The 15,927-nt window shown below is 53.8% G+C and carries 9 protein-coding genes; 6 read left to right on the forward strand and 3 right to left on the reverse strand.

The window, feature by feature from the left end; genetic code table 11:
• The first annotated feature begins 1 nt into the window (after position 1).
• The gene (gene glgP / locus IB196_RS01515; RefSeq protein WP_005121612.1) at positions 2-2,449 is read left to right on the forward strand and encodes a glycogen phosphorylase; all 2,448 of its coding nucleotides are present in this window, start codon (positions 2-4) and stop codon (positions 2,447-2,449) included.
• Positions 2,450-2,540: 91 nt separating this feature from the next.
• Here glgP and glpD read toward each other — a convergent pair whose 3' ends face one another.
• The gene (glpD, locus tag IB196_RS01520) at positions 2,541-4,049 is read right to left on the reverse strand and encodes a glycerol-3-phosphate dehydrogenase (protein WP_005121613.1); all 1,509 of its coding nucleotides are present in this window, start codon (positions 4,047-4,049) and stop codon (positions 2,541-2,543) included.
• Between the two features lie 202 nt (positions 4,050-4,251).
• On the opposite strand from glpD, the gene glpE reads away from it, so the two are divergent.
• From glpE to IB196_RS01535, 3 genes are all read left to right on the forward strand, one after another.
• Positions 4,252-4,578 (forward strand): thiosulfate sulfurtransferase GlpE, encoded by a 327-nt coding sequence (gene glpE, locus IB196_RS01525; RefSeq protein ID WP_005121614.1) that lies wholly within the window; start codon positions 4,252-4,254, stop codon positions 4,576-4,578.
• Between the two features lie 103 nt (positions 4,579-4,681).
• Positions 4,682-5,512 (forward strand): rhomboid family intramembrane serine protease GlpG, encoded by an 831-nt coding sequence (gene glpG / locus IB196_RS01530; protein ID WP_005121615.1) that lies wholly within the window; start codon positions 4,682-4,684, stop codon positions 5,510-5,512.
• 15 nt (positions 5,513-5,527) lie between these two features.
• Positions 5,528-6,286, forward strand: a complete 759-nt coding sequence (locus IB196_RS01535; protein WP_003023499.1) for a DeoR/GlpR family transcriptional regulator — start codon at positions 5,528-5,530, stop codon at positions 6,284-6,286.
• Positions 6,287-6,327: 41 nt separating this feature from the next.
• Here IB196_RS01535 and malT read toward each other — a convergent pair whose 3' ends face one another.
• A complete protein-coding gene (gene malT, locus IB196_RS01540) occupies positions 6,328-9,033 on the reverse strand; it encodes an HTH-type transcriptional regulator MalT (RefSeq protein ID WP_149691835.1) in 2,706 nt (901 codons plus the stop codon).
• A gap of 628 nt (positions 9,034-9,661) precedes the next feature.
• Here malT and malP point away from each other — a divergent pair.
• Both malP and malQ read left to right on the forward strand, forming a co-directional pair.
• Positions 9,662-12,055 carry a maltodextrin phosphorylase gene (gene malP, locus IB196_RS01545; RefSeq protein WP_188232004.1) on the forward strand — a complete coding sequence of 798 codons (2,394 nt, stop codon included), beginning with the start codon at positions 9,662-9,664 and terminating at the stop codon, positions 12,053-12,055.
• A 9-nt stretch (positions 12,056-12,064) separates the two neighbouring features.
• Positions 12,065-14,152: a 4-alpha-glucanotransferase gene (gene malQ, locus IB196_RS01550; RefSeq protein WP_188232005.1), complete on the forward strand. Its 2,088-nt coding sequence runs from the start codon at positions 12,065-12,067 to the stop codon at positions 14,150-14,152.
• A gap of 96 nt (positions 14,153-14,248) precedes the next feature.
• On the opposite strand, the gene gntT is transcribed toward malQ, so the two are convergent.
• Positions 14,249-15,565 (reverse strand): gluconate transporter, encoded by a 1,317-nt coding sequence (gene gntT / locus IB196_RS01555; RefSeq protein ID WP_003023507.1) that lies wholly within the window; start codon positions 15,563-15,565, stop codon positions 14,249-14,251.
• Positions 15,566-15,927 lie beyond the last annotated feature (362 nt).

Raw genomic sequence — 15,927 nt, forward strand, 5'->3', positions numbered from 1 at the left:
TATGAATGCTCCATTTACTTATGCATCGCCCACACTCAGCGTAGAGGCTCTTAAGCATTCTATCGCCTACAAGCTGATGTTCACGATTGGCAAAGATCCGGTCATTGCCAACAAACATGAGTGGCTTAACGCCACGTTATTCGCGGTGCGCGATCGTCTCGTGGAGCGCTGGCTGCGCTCTAACCGTGCGCAATTATCGCAGGAAACTCGCCAGGTCTATTATCTGTCAATGGAGTTTCTTATTGGCCGCACGCTTTCCAATGCACTGTTATCGTTGGGGATTTATGACGATGTCAAAAATGCGCTGGAAGGCATGGGGCTGGATCTTGAAGATCTGATTGACGAAGAGAACGACCCTGGTCTTGGTAACGGTGGTCTTGGTCGTCTGGCAGCCTGCTTCCTTGACTCTCTGGCAACACTGGGTCTGCCGGGGCGCGGTTACGGTATTCGCTATGACTACGGGATGTTCAAACAGAATATTGTCGATGGCCGACAGAAAGAGTCGCCGGACTACTGGCTGGAATACGGTAACCCGTGGGAATTTAAACGCCACAATACACGCTACAAAGTGCGTTTTGGCGGGCGTATTCAGCAAGAAGGCAAGAAAACGCGCTGGATCGAGACCGAAGAGATTCTGGCGGTAGCTTATGACCAGATTATCCCGGGTTACGACACTGACGCCACCAACACGCTGCGTCTGTGGAACGCCCAGGCCAGTAGCGCAATCAACCTCGGTAAATTTAACCAGGGCGACTATTTTGCGGCGGTGGAAGATAAAAACCACTCCGAGAACGTCTCCCGCGTGCTGTATCCGGATGACTCTACCTATTCCGGGCGCGAGCTGCGTTTGCGTCAGGAATATTTCCTGGTCTCCTCGACGATCCAGGACATTCTGAGTCGCCATTATCAGCTGCACCAAACCTACGATAATCTGGCAGATAAAATTGCTATTCACCTCAATGACACCCATCCGGTGCTGTCGATTCCTGAGCTGATGCGTCTGCTGATTGATGAGCACAAGTTTAGCTGGGACGATGCCTTTGAGGTGTGCTGTCAGGTCTTCTCGTATACCAACCATACGCTGATGAGCGAGGCGCTGGAAACCTGGCCGGTGGATATGCTGGGTAAAATTCTGCCGCGCCACCTGCAAATCATCTTTGAGATTAACGATTACTTCCTGAAAACGCTGCAGGAGCAGTATCCGAGCGATACGGATCTGTTGGGGCGGACGTCGATCATCGATGAATCCAACGGCCGCCGGGTGCGTATGGCATGGCTGGCGGTGGTGGTGAGTCACAAGGTTAACGGCGTTTCTGAGCTGCACTCCAACCTGATGGTACAGTCGCTGTTCGCTGACTTTGCGAAGATCTTCCCAACCCGTTTTTGCAACGTTACCAACGGCGTGACGCCGCGTCGCTGGCTGGCGCTGGCGAACCCGGCGCTTTCCAATGTGCTGGATGAGAACATTGGCCGTACCTGGCGCACCGATCTCAGTCAGCTCAGCGAACTGGAACAACACTGCGATTTCCCGCTGGTGAACCAGGCGGTGCGTCATGCGAAGCTGGAGAACAAAAAGCGGCTGGCGACGCTCATCGCGCAGCAGTTGAATGTGGTGGTGAATCCGAAATCGCTGTTTGATGTGCAGATCAAGCGTATTCACGAGTACAAGCGTCAGTTGATGAACGTGCTGCATGTGATCACCCGCTACAACCGTATTAAGGCCGATCCTGACGCCGAGTGGGTGCCGCGTGTGAATATTTTTGCCGGTAAGGCGGCTTCGGCCTATTACATGGCGAAGCACATCATTCACCTGATTAACGATGTCGCGAAAGTGATTAACAACGATCCACAGATTGGCGACAAGCTGAAGGTGGTGTTTATTCCTAACTACAGCGTCAGCCTGGCGCAGGTGATTATTCCTGCCGCCGACCTGTCTGAGCAAATCTCACTAGCCGGGACCGAAGCCTCCGGGACCAGTAATATGAAATTTGCTCTCAATGGTGCGCTGACCATCGGTACGCTGGATGGCGCTAACGTTGAGATGCTGGAGCATGTGGGCGCAGAGAATATCTTTATCTTCGGGAATACTGCGGAAGAAGTGGAGGCGCTGCGTAGTCAGGGCTACAAGCCGCGTGAGTATTACGAGAAAGATGAAGAGCTGCACCAGGTGCTGACGCAAATCGGCAGTGGCGTATTCAGCCCCGAGGAGCCGGGACGCTACCGTGACCTGGTGGACTCACTGATCAACTTTGGCGACCACTATCAGGTGCTGGCGGATTATCGCAGCTACGTTGATTGTCAGGATAAGGTTGATGAACTGTATCGTCACCCGGAAGAGTGGACCACGAAGTCGATGATAAACATCGCTAATATGGGCTACTTCTCGTCGGACAGGACGATCAAAGAGTACGCCGAGAACATCTGGCATATTGATTCGGTGCGGTTGTAATACACGATGCCGGGGGCGCTTCGCTTGCCCGGCCTACGTTTATATACTCTCGTAGGCCGGATAAGGCGTTAGCTGCCATCCGGCATTTTTATCAGGATGCCAGAGACAGCTGGTGTTTCTCAACGTACTCTGTCAGCCACTGGGTCATGCGCGACTGCTGCTCGGCATTCAGCCACATCCCTTCTTTCGTACGACGCCACAGTGCATCTTCTGCACGGCGAACCCACTCGTGCTCGACCAGGTATTTCAGCTCGGCTTCATAGAATTCATGGCCAAAATCTTCGCCCAACTCGGCAACCGAAGTCGCTTCGCCGATGATCCATTCCGTGTTGCTGCCATAGGTGCGTGAATAATGGCGCGCCAGCGACTCGGTCAGGAACGGATAGCGACGGCGCAGTTTTGCCGCGAAATCCTCACGGTCACCACCAATATCTCCGCCTGGCAGGATGCACTCTTTGGTCCATGCTGGCCCAATGCCTTGATAGTAAGACGACAGTTTTTCCATCGCGTGTTCAGCCAGCTTACGGTAGGTCGTCAGCTTGCCGCCGAAGACCGACAGCAGCGGTGCTTTGCCGTTTTCATCATGGATATCCAGCGTGTAATCACGGGTGATAGCTTGTGGTGAGTCCGATTCGTCATCGCACAGCGGACGTACGCCTGAATAGGTCCAGACGATATCGTCACGGCCCAGCTGTTTCTTAAAGTGCGCGTTGTAGACCTTAAGCAGGTAATTGATTTCACTCTCATCAATTTTCACTGCTTTTGGGTCGCCTTTGTATTCGACGTCGGTCGTCCCGATGATCGAGAATTCGTCCATCCATGGGATAACAAACACAATACGCTTATCTTCGTTTTGCAGGATGTAAGCCTGCTTCTGGGTATGCACGCGCGGCACCACAATATGGCTGCCTTTAATCAGGCGGATACCGTATGGTGACGGCAGATGCATGCCGTCGTCGAAGAACTCTTTTACCCACGGACCGGTGGCGTTGACCAGACCGCGCGCCTGCCAGGTGTGTTTTTTACCGGTATCGATATCTTCAGCTTCAACAACCCACAGACCGTTTTCGCGACGAGCGGAGGTTGCGCGGGTACGGGTTAATACTTCCCCACCTTTACGCACAACCATTTGGGCGTTTGCCAAAACCAGACGCGCATCGTCTACCCAGCAGTCAGAATATTCGAAACCGCGCACAATCTCGGGTTTCATTACGGAATCCGCGCCAAAACGCAAACCGGTCGAACCCGGCAAACTGGTGCGTTTGCCCAGATGATCGTACATAAACAGACCAATACGGATCATCCATGCCGGACGCAGATGCGGGCGATGGGGCAAACGAAAGCGCATTGGGAAGGCGATATGCGGTGCCATTTTCAACAGCACTTCACGTTCGGCCAGCGCTTCGCTAACCAGACGGAATTCGTAGTGTTCCAGGTAGCGCAGGCCACCGTGAATGAGTTTGGAGCTGGCGGAGGAGGTCGCGCAGGCTAAATCCTGTGCTTCCAGCATCAGCACGGATAATCCGCGTCCAGCGGCATCTGCCGCGATACCGGCACCGTTGATGCCTCCACCTATCACAATCAGATCTTTGGTTTCCATGCTGGCCTCTCGCACTTTCGTTATAGCTCATTAATGTTCGTTATCGAGCATAATAGCAAAGAATCGCGCCATTGGTAACATCGGATAAACAATTTACAGTGATACATATAACATTATGGCGTTTACCTGCTCAGGCAACGTACACTGGAGGGTAATATTGGTTACCTGCCAGAACATAAGTAGAACTTAAAAAGAGAACACCATGGATCAGTTTGAATGTATCAATGTCGAAGAAGCCCATCAGAAACTACTGCACGGAATGGCGGTGCTGGTGGATATTCGCGATCCGCAAAGTTATGCGATGGGTCACGCACCCCAGGCGTTTCATCTGACGAACGATACGCTGGGGACGTTTATGCGTGACCACGATTTCGATACCGCCGTGATGGTGATGTGCTACCACGGCAACAGCAGTAAAGGTGCGGCACAGTATCTGCTTCAGCAAGGTTATGATGCGGTTTACAGTGTCGACGGCGGCTTTGATGCCTGGCATCGACATTTTCCTGCAGAAGTGACGTTTGGTTCGTAAGCTATCCCCTTCATTTAAGTATGGCGGGTATAACAAAGATGCAGCCTGAAACAGGCAGGGTCTATATACTGTCCTCTTTTGTGTGGAATAAGCGACAGCAACCATGTTGATGATTACCTCTTTTGCTAACCCTCGCGTGGCGCAGGCGTTTGTTGATTACATGGCAACACAGGGCGTTATCCTGACGATTCAACAACATCAGCAAACGGATGTCTGGCTGGCGGATGAGTCCCAGGCTGAGCGTGTACGGGCTGAACTGGCGCGTTTTCTGGAGAATCCGGGCGATCCGCGTTATCTGGCGGCAAGCTGGCAGTCGGGGCAGACCGACAGCGGTTTGCGCTATCAACGCTATCCGTTTCTTGCCACGTTGCGCGAACGTGCGGGTCCGGTGACCTGGGCGGTGATGGCCGCGTGTGTGTTGGTGTTTATCGCAATGAATGTGATGGGTGATCAGGCGGTTATGCTCTGGCTGGCATGGCCGTTTGATCCTACGCTGAAATTTGAATTCTGGCGTTATTTCACCCACGCGTTTATGCACTTCTCACTGATGCACATTCTCTTCAACCTGCTGTGGTGGTGGTATCTCGGCGGCGCGGTTGAAAAACGACTCGGCAGCGGAAAACTGATCGTCATTACCGTAATTAGCGCGTTGTTGAGCGGCTATGTGCAGCAGAAATTTAGCGGCCCGTGGTTCGGTGGACTTTCCGGCGTAGTGTACGCCCTGATGGGCTACGTGTGGTTGCGTGGCGAGCGCGATCCGCAAAGCGGTATTTTCCTGCAGCGTGGTTTGATTATCTTTGCTTTGATGTGGATTGTTGCCGGCTGGTTTGATGTGTTCGGCATGTCGATGGCGAACGGCGCACATATCGCCGGGCTGGCCGTCGGTCTGGCAATGGCATTTGCTGATACTATTCATGTGCGAAAACGAACGTAATTTCAGGGAACCATAATGAAGCAAACACAACGACATGACGCGATCATCGAACTGGTAAAGAAACAGGGATACGTCAGCACCGAGGAACTGGTGGAGCATTTCTCCGTCAGCCCGCAGACGATTCGCCGCGATCTCAACGATCTGGCCGATCAGAACATGATTCTGCGCCATCACGGCGGCGCGGCGCTGCCCTCCAGCTCGGTCAACACCCCGTGGCATGACCGTAAAGCGACGCAAACGGCGGAAAAAGAGCGTATTGCCCGTAAAGTTGCCACGCAGATCCCGAACGGCTCCACGCTGTTTATCGACATTGGCACCACGCCGGAAGCGGTCGCTCATGCGCTGCTTAATCACAGCAACCTGCGCATTGTGACCAACAACCTCAATGTGGCTAATACGCTGATGGCAAAAGAGGATTTCCGCATTATTCTGGCCGGTGGCGAACTGCGAAGCCGCGATGGCGGGATTATGGGCGAAGCGACCCTCGACTTTATTTCACAGTTCCGTCTGGACTTTGGCATCTTAGGGATAAGCGGTATCGACAGCGATGGTTCGCTGCTGGAATTTGATTATCACGAAGTTCGCACCAAACGCGCGATTATTGAGAATTCGCGCCATGTGATGCTGGTGGTGGATCACTCGAAGTTTGGTCGTAATGCGATGGTGAACATGGGCAGTATCAGCATGGTGGATGCGGTATATACCGACACGCTGCCGCCCGCTGGCGTGATGCAGGTCATCGCCGACCATCATATCCAGTTAGAGCTGTGCTAAGCGGGTTCCAGGCCTGATACGCGTGGCGCATCAGGCGTTAACTAAACGCCATACCCCATCATTTTCAGCAGCTTCTGCGCATGTTGCACCGCATCCTGGCGGTGCGCCACGCCAAGCTTTTGGTACAAGTTGCGGATATGCGTCTTAATGGTCGTCGCGGCAACAGCCAGCTCACCGGCAATCTGCTCGTTGCTGTAGCCAGAATAAATCAGACCGAGAACCTGCCATTCACGCTGGGTCAGCGGGCTGGTACGGATCAGCTCCGGGACGTCCGGGTGGGTGAGCAGGCGTTCAACGAACCCTTCATCAAAGTGGGCGAATTTGTGGCGGTGATGCTGGTTAATCTCGCGCAAAATACGCTGCGCACGATGCTGTTCAAGTTCCGGTAATGTGTTGAGCTGAATCAGCTGGCGTAACTGCTGCGCCATGGCCTCGCCTTCGATCACAAAGTGGCTGATGAACCCGGTGCGGTTCGCCAGTTGCAGGGCGTCGAGCAACACCCGCTGTGCGTCATTTTTACGTCCCGCCTGCCAGTACAACTGGTTAAGCAGCAGCAGGTTACGGTTAAGATCGCTCATCAGGCGCAGGTTACGCGCATTTTCGTTTAGTTCTTCCAGCACAATCTCTGCCGGTTCAAACTCACCCAGCAGGATCTGCGCGCGGGCGATGTTACGCCACTGGCTTTGCAGGAAGTGGTTGTTAGCGAATTCTGGTTTTGGTGTGTGGCGCAGCCAGTTGGCGGCGGAGTTTTTGTCACCGACCATTTGCCAGTAAATGACGCGCACCTTATCGGCGTTGGAGATCCAGTCGCTGTGATAGTGGCCGTTGCCCAGCAGGTTTTCCAGACGGTTGAGCAGGCTACGCGCGTTGTCCAGATCGCCCCGCGCCAGCGAACACTGAACCAGCAGCGCCAGGCACTGAAGCTGTTGCTGCGGCTGGAAGGTTGCAAGCAGTTCAATGCCGCTACGGGCAGAGGCTTCTGATTCATCCAGACGCGCCCATGCCCACAGGAGTTGCGCCCGGATACGCACCAGAAACTCGTGCATCGGCAGCTGTTCCAGATGCTGCTCTTTAATCAGCTGGAACGCTTTTTCCTGTGTTTCCCAGGCGGCCTGTAAAAAGCCCTGGGCAAATAAAATTTCGCTTTGTTGGATCAGACTCCACAGCGCGTAATGCCAGACGTCATGATGACGCGCCATTTGCTCTGTTTGTTGCATCAACGCCAGAGAACGCGTGAGATCGCCTTTACAGTGCAGGACCTCACCGTGCACTGACGTGGCAACGATGCGACTATAAAACCAGGCAATCGGTAATTCATCCAGCGCCAGTTTTGCCAGACGTTCTGCCTCGTCCGGGTTGCCGTCGTTAATCGCTACCTGCGCACGTAAAGCGTTAAATTCGGCATGTAGCGTCTGTTCCATATCGCCTTTCATTTCCTGCTCTGCGCGAGCCAGCAGGGTGTTAACTTCGCTGTAGCGGTGTTGGCTTTGCATCAGCCAGGCCTGCAGCAGCACCAGGCGTGGATTTTCCAGCAGGCTTTCCCACGGCAGGGCTTTCAATGACTCTTCAAGTAATGCCAGTTCGCTGTGGTTAAACAGTCCCCACGCATGATTGAGCAGAATGTCGCGCAGCATATGGGCGTCACCTGCCGCCAGCGCGTGGTGGATGGCTTCGGTCGGAAAACCTTGCGCCATCCAGCTTTCAGCGGCGGCGCGGTGTATTTCGGGAAGTTCGGTAGCTAACTCCCACTGACAACGCTGGCGTAAAAAGCTGCCAAATAGCGGGTGATAGCTAAACCATTCGCCGACATCATCCATCCGCTGCAGGAATAATCCCTGGCGCTCAATTTCCTCCAGCCGCATTTGGCCGTTTTCTTCGCCCGTGACCCGAACAATCAGCGCATCGTTCATCGAGCGCAGGATGGCGCTTTTTAGCAGGAAATGGCGGGTTCCGATATCGACGCTGTCCAGGACTTCATCGACCAGATAATCGGATAAATGGCTGGCGTTGATGCCGGCCAGACGTCGTGCCGACTGGTGGGCGGAATGGTTGTTCTGACGGGCAGATAAGGCGATCAGCTGTAGCGCCGTGGCCCAGCCTGCAACGTCATCGCACATGCGGCTACTTTCCGCAGCCTCAATTGGGGAGGACAGGCGACGGTCAAAGAATTGTTTGGCTTCCTGGTGGTTAAAGGCCAACTGCTGGCTGCCGATTTCCAGCAGTTGATCGCGTACGCGCAGGTTGGCAATGCCCAGTTGCGGTAGGTTACGCGACAGCACGACTAGCGTCAGATTCTCCGGCTGATGGCGCAGGAAAAAACGCATCGCTTCGTGGATGGCTGGATTGGAGATCAGATGATAATCATCCACGACCAGATAGAGTGGACGATGCCACTCCGCCAGTTCAATGAACAGCTGGGCAAACAGTGAAGTCAGGCTGACATACTGGCGTTTTTGCACCATGGCTTCGCTGGTGGTGCAGTGCCCACCGGTCGCCTGTTGGATTGCCGCAATCAAATAGCTGGCGAAGCGCTCTTGCTGGTTATCGCCTTCATCCAGGGAGTACCAGCCTAATTCGTTCTTCCCCGCCGCCCATTGTGAAACAAGCGTTGTTTTTCCATAACCAGCCGGACTTGTTATCAGGGCAAGCCTGAAATTGTTCGCGCCGGAAAGTTTAGCCAGCAGGCGCTCACGAACCACCGTATGGTCGAGTCGAACCGGACGACTTAATTTAGACGGAATCAACATAAGTTAGTCACTTCACTGTGTGAATATGGGGGAAAATGATTTTTTTTGCGCTTCGTAATTAATAGATATAAGGTCGGCCAGAACGGGATTTATTGCAAGCTAAGCGGACTTTTTGTGTGTCTGATTTTGCACTATGTCACAAATCTATACATCTATTGCAATAATTGTTTTAAAGAGTCGCAACAGGCATGGTAACTGGATCCAGCGTTATTTTTACGGGGTGGAATAACTCATCTTTTTTTATGTGGTTACTGTACTGATGAATAAAAGTCGATGAATTTTGTGCTCGACTTAAAACTTTCATGTGAAATATTTCAAGCAGAATGTGTATTTCAGGTTAGAAACTATTTCTCCGTTTACATATTTTTTCTAAATGTCATCTTCCTGTTTGATAATGTCTGGATAATCTCTTTTGATTAATGCGAAAACCGCGATGCATTTCAGGGGTATGCGGAGAGCCTGCGTATTTCTCAGCCATAATACCCCTCTTAAAGTGGCGGCGATCACATTTTAACGCTCATCCCCGCTCCTCCTCCCTGCCTAATCCCTGGCAGGATGAGGAAGGTCAACAACGAGCCTGGCAAACTAGCGATAACGTTGTTTTATTACCTAAGGATCTGGAACCCCTATGTCACAGCCTACTTTCAACAAAGATCAATTTCAGGCTGCCCTGACGCGTCAGTGGCAGCGCTTCGGTTTACTGTCGGCTCAAGAAATGACGTCGCGCCAGTGGTGGCAGGCCGTGAGTGGGGCGCTGGCTGAGTTACTCAGCGCCCAGCCTGCGGTGAAACCGGCAAAAAATCAGCGCCATGTTAACTACATCTCAATGGAGTTTTTGATTGGCCGTTTGACTGGGAACAACTTGCTCAACCTCGGCTGGTATCAGGCGGTGAGCGATGAGCTGAAAGCGCATGACGTCAACCTGACCGACCTGCTGGAAGAAGAAACCGATCCGGCGTTGGGTAACGGTGGATTGGGGCGTCTGGCAGCCTGCTTCCTTGATTCGATGGCAACGGTTGGCCAGTCGGCGACGGGCTATGGCCTCAACTACCAGTACGGCCTGTTCCGTCAGTCCTTTACCGATGGGCAACAGATGGAAGCCCCGGACGACTGGCATCGCGGCAGCTACCCGTGGTTTCGCCACAATGAAGCACTGGATGTGCAAGTCGGCATTGGCGGCAAGGTCACCAAAGATGGGTGCTGGGAGCCTGGATTCACCATCACCGGTCAGGCATGGGACCTGCCGGTACTGGGCTACCGCAACGGCGTGGCACAGCCGCTGCGTCTGTGGCAGGCCAGCCACGCGCACTCGTTTAACCTGACCAAATTTAACGACGGTGATTTCCTGCGCGCCGAGCAGCAGGGGATCGACGCCGAAAAACTCACTAAAGTGCTGTACCCGAACGATAACCATACGGCAGGTAAAAAGCTGCGCCTGATGCAGCAGTACTTCCAGTGTGCCTGCTCCGTGGCAGACATTCTGCGCCGTCATCATCTGGCGGGACGTAAACTGCACGAACTGGCCGACTACGAAGTTATTCAACTGAACGACACCCACCCGACTATTGCGATCCCTGAACTGCTGCGCGTGCTGATCGATGAACACCAGATGAGCTGGGACGATGCCTGGGCGATCACCAGCAAAACGTTTGCTTACACCAACCATACTCTGATGCCCGAAGCGCTTGAGTGCTGGGATGAGAAGCTGGTGAAAGCGCTGCTGCCGCGTCATATGCAAATCATCAAAGAGATTAATGACCGCTTTAAGAAACTGGTCGATAAAACCTGGCCAGGCGATGCCGCCGTTTGGGCGAAGCTGGCGGTGGTGCACAACAAACAAGTGCGCATGGCGAATATGTGCGTAGTCAGCGGCTTTGCGGTTAATGGTGTGGCGGCGCTGCACTCTGATCTGGTGGTGAAAGATCTGTTCCCTGAATATCACCAACTGTGGCCGAACAAATTCCATAACGTCACCAATGGGATTACCCCACGTCGCTGGATTAAGCAGTGCAACCCGGCGCTGGCCGCGCTGCTGGATAAATCGCTGAAAAAAGAGTGGGCCAACGATTTAGACCAACTGATTAACCTGGAAAAATACGCCGACGATGCGACATTCCGTCAGCAGTATCGTGACATCAAGCTGGCGAACAAAGCGCGGCTGGTGAAGTTTATTAAAGCGCGTACCGGCATTGAGATAACGACTAACGCTATCTTTGATATTCAGATTAAGCGCCTGCATGAGTACAAACGCCAGCACCTGAACCTGTTGCATATTCTGGCATTGTACAAAGAAATCCGTGAAAACCCGCAGGCGGATCGTGTACCGCGCGTATTCCTGTTTGGGGCGAAAGCGGCTCCGGGTTACTACCTGGCGAAGAACATCATTTTCGCCATAAACAAGGTAGCGGAAACCATCAATAATGACCCGAAAGTTGGCGATAAGTTGAAGGTCGTGTTCCTGCCGGATTACTGCGTCTCGGCGGCGGAAATGCTGATCCCGGCGGCGGATATCTCTGAGCAGATCTCAACCGCAGGGAAAGAGGCTTCCGGTACCGGTAATATGAAACTGGCGCTGAACGGCGCGTTAACGGTGGGTACGCTGGATGGCGCTAACGTCGAAATCGCTGAGAAGGTGGGCGATGAGAATATCTTTATCTTTGGCCACACGGTGGAAGAGGTGAAGGCGCTGAAAGCGAAAGGCTATGATCCGGTGAAATGGCGTAAGAAAGACAAAGTGCTGGATGCGATTCTGAAGGAGCTTGAAAGCGGTAAATACAGCGACGGCGATAAACATGCTTTTGACCAGATGCTGCACAGTATCGGCAAGCTGGGCGGTGACCCGTATCTGGTGATGGCGGACTTCGCGGCCTATGTTGAGGCGCAGAAGCACGTTGATGTGTTGTATCGTGACCAGGATGCCTGGACGCGGGCGGCGATCCTGAATACCGCGCGCTGCGGTATGTTCAGTTCAGATCGCTCCATCCGCGATTATCAGGCGCGTATCTGGCAGGCGAAACGCTAAGGAATCGCGATGGAAAGCAAACGTCTGGATAATGCCGCGCTGGCGGCGGGGATCAGCCCCAATTACATTAACGCTCACGGTAAACCGCAGTCTATTGGTGCCGAAACCAAACGGCGTTTGCTTGACGCCATGCATCGCATCACCGCTGCTACTCAGGTGGCGGTAACTCCGGTGCCGAATGTCATGGTGTATACCGCGGGTAAGAAAATGCCGCTGGCGGTTGAGGGTAGCGGGGAGTTTAGCTGGCTGCTGACCACTGAAGAGGGCGTACAGCACAAAGGGCATGCCATCGGTGGCAAATCTTTTCACCTTCCGACGAAACTGCCGGAGGGCTATCACACACTGACATTGACGCAGGGCGAGCTGCGCACCCACTGTCGAGTCATTGTGGCGCCAAGGCGCTGCTATGAACCGCAGGCGCTGCTGGAGGGGAAAAAACTGTGGGGCGCGTGCGTTCAGCTCTACACCCTGCGTTCAGAGAAAAACTGGGGAATTGGCGACTTTGGCGATCTCCGTACCATGCTGGTGGACGTGGCGAAACGCGGTGGGGCGTTTATCGGTCTTAATCCGATTCATGCGTTGTATCCGGCGAACCCGGAGAGCGCCAGTCCGTACAGTCCGTCTTCGCGCCGCTGGTTGAACGTCATATATATCGACGTCAACGCAGTGGAAGATTTTCATCTGAGCAAAGAGGCGCAAAGCTGGTGGCTGAAGCCTACAACTCAGCAAACCCTGCAACGCGCGCGGGATGCCGAGTGGGTTGATTATTCTGCCGTTACCGCACTGAAGATGACCGCGCTGCGCATGGCGTGGAAAGGCTTCTCCGCTCGTGACGACGAGCAGATGGCAGCATTTCGCCAGTTTGTGACTCAGCAAGGCGACAGCCTGTACTGGCAGGCAGCCTTTGATGCGCTGCATGCGCATCAGGTGAAAGAGGATGCGTTGCGCTGGGGATGGCCGGTGTGGCCGGAAGCTTTTCAGTCGGTAGATTCGCCGGAGGTCAAACAGTTCTGCGCAGAGCATCGTGATGAGGTGGATTTCTACCTGTGGCTGCAGTGGCTGGCGTATACCCAATTTGCGGATTGTTGGGAAACCAGTCAGGGCTTTGCCATGCCGATTGGGTTGTATCGTGATCTGGCGGTTGGCGTGGCCGAAGGTGGGTCAGAGACCTGGTGTGACCGTGAACTGTATTGTCTGAAAGCCTCAGTTGGCGCGCCGCCGGATATTCTTGGGCCGCTTGGGCAAAACTGGGGGCTGCCGCCGATGGATCCGCACATCATCACGGCACGGGCCTACGAACCGTTTATCGAACTGCTGCGTGCCAATATGCAGAACTGCGGCGCGCTGCGCATCGATCATGTGATGTCGATGCTGCGTCTGTGGTGGATCCCCTACGGTGAAACTGCCGATCATGGCGCTTACGTGCATTATCCGGTCGATGACCTGCTTTCAATTCTGGCGCTGGAAAGTAAACGCCATCACTGCATGGTAATTGGTGAGGATCTGGGTACTGTGCCCGTGGAGATCGTCAGCAAGCTGCGCGACAGCGGCGTGTACTCCTACAAAGTGCTCTATTTTGAGAATGACCATGAGAAAAACTTCCGTGCGCCGCAAGCGTACCCGGAACAATCAATGGCAGTCGCGGCGACGCATGACCTTCCTACGCTTAAAGGTTATTGGGACAGCGGCGACCTGACATTGGGTAAAGCGCTGGGGCTGTATCCGGATGAGGTTGTGCTGCGAGGGTTGTATCAGGATCGGGAACTGGCGAAACAGGGGCTGCTGGATGCACTGCATAAGTACGGTTGTCTGCCAAAACGTGCCGGGCATAAGGCATCGCTGATGTCGATGACGCCGATCCTCAATCGCGGCATGCAACGCTACATCGCTGACAGCAACAGTGCACTCCTGGGTCTGCAACCGGAAGACTGGCTGGATATGGCGGAACCGGTCAATATTCCGGGCACCAGCGATCAGTACAAAAACTGGCGGCGTAAGCTTACCGCCACGCTGGAGCAGATGTTTGCCGATGAGGGCGTGAACAAACTGATTAAGGATTTGGATAAGCGGCGAAAAGCGGCGGCGAAGAAGAAGTAGTGTTATTTTGCCGGATGGCGACGCAGAGTGCGTCTTATCCGGCCTACGATGACAGCGGTAGGCCGGGTAAGCGAAGCGCCACCCGGCACCGTTTTATCAGACCACCATACCCAGCAGCAGACACCCTACCAGACCGCAGACGGAGATAATGGTTTCCAGCATTGACCATGACTTGATGGTTTCACCGATGGTCAGGTTGAAGTACTCCTTGAACAGCCAGAAGCCAGGATCGTTCACGTGGGAGAAAATGACAGAACCGGAACCGACTGCGATAACCATCAGCTCAGGGCTTACGCCGGTGGTTGCAATCAGCGGCGCCACAATCCCACCTGCGGTGATTGCTGCAACGGTTGCTGAACCCAGTGCGATACGCAGAACCGCCGCAATAGACCATGCCATCAGCAGTGGAGACACGTTAGAGCCGTGCATCATTGAAGCGATGTATTTGTCGACGCCGCTATCAACCAGGACCTGTTTGAAGGCACCGCCACCACCGATGATCAACAGCATCATCGCGATAATTTTGATTGAGGACACCAGCGTGTCGTTAATCTGATCCATCGAACGCCCACGGTTCAGACCAAACGTGAACATCGCAATCAGCACCGCGATAAGCGTTGCCATAACCGGGTCACCGAGGAATTCTGCAACCGTCAGGAAAGCATGTCCTTTCGGCAGAATCATCTCCGCCACGGCGCGCATTGCCATCAGGATCACCGGTACCAGAGAGGTCCAGACGCTGACGCCAAAGCCCGGCATTTCTTCTTCAGTGAAGGTTTTCGCGCTGTACAGACCTTCCGGGATTGGCTTATCGATGCCTTTCAGGAAACGTGCGTACACCGGACCTGCGAGAATGACGGTCGGGATTGCCAGAATCGTGCCAAACAGCAGGGTTTTACCCATATCGGCGTGGAAAATGGTAGCGATAGCGGTTGGACCCGGGTGCGGCGGCAGGAAGCCGTGCGTTACGGACAGCGCCGCAGCCATCGGCACACCAACGTACAGCAGCGGAATATTCGCAGCAGCAGCGATGGTGAATACCAGCGGTAGCATCAGCACGAAGCCAACTTCGTAGAACAGGGCAAAACCAACGGTGAAGCCAGTTAATACCACCGCCCACTGAATATGTTTCTTGCCGAATTTAGCAATCAGCGTGGTCGCAATGCGCTGCGCGCCGCCGCAGTCTGCCAACATTTTGCCCAGCATGGCGCCAAAACCCATAATCAGGGCGAGGCTGCCAAGGGTTCCGCCGACACCGGCTTTAATAGAACCAATGACTTTATCCAGTGGCATCCCTTGCATCAATCCGACAGCAAGCGCCACCAGGACGAGAGCGATGAAACCGTTCATTTTGAAACGGATCATCAGGAGGAGTAACAAGATTACACCGATAGCAACGATGACTAATGGCATGATTTACCTGGCCTTTGCTTTGTTATGGGTAACGTCAGTGTTTAGATGACAAATTCTGATTGTCCCGACCGGGAACAGCGTATTCACAGCACCAATGCTGATTGCCCGTAAAACTAATCTGTTTAGCTGGCTGTTATGTGCGTCTTGGGTGCTGATACGAATGATACGGGTAACATGCTGCGCTTGAAAATCACCTGGACAGGCAAAATTTAAATTATGAGAGGCTGGTCAAATTATGAGGGGGATTATTACAGGGTACGTGCAGAGAAATGTAAGGGCGTAGGCCGGATAAAGCGTTTACGCTGCCATCCGGCATCGATGCCCGGTGGCGACGCGGATGCGTCTTACCGGGCCTACAAGTC

Origin of the sequence: Citrobacter sp. C6_1, assembly GCF_014596835.2 — a bacterium.
GTDB classification, from domain to species: Bacteria; Pseudomonadota; Gammaproteobacteria; order Enterobacterales; family Enterobacteriaceae; genus Citrobacter; species Citrobacter pasteurii.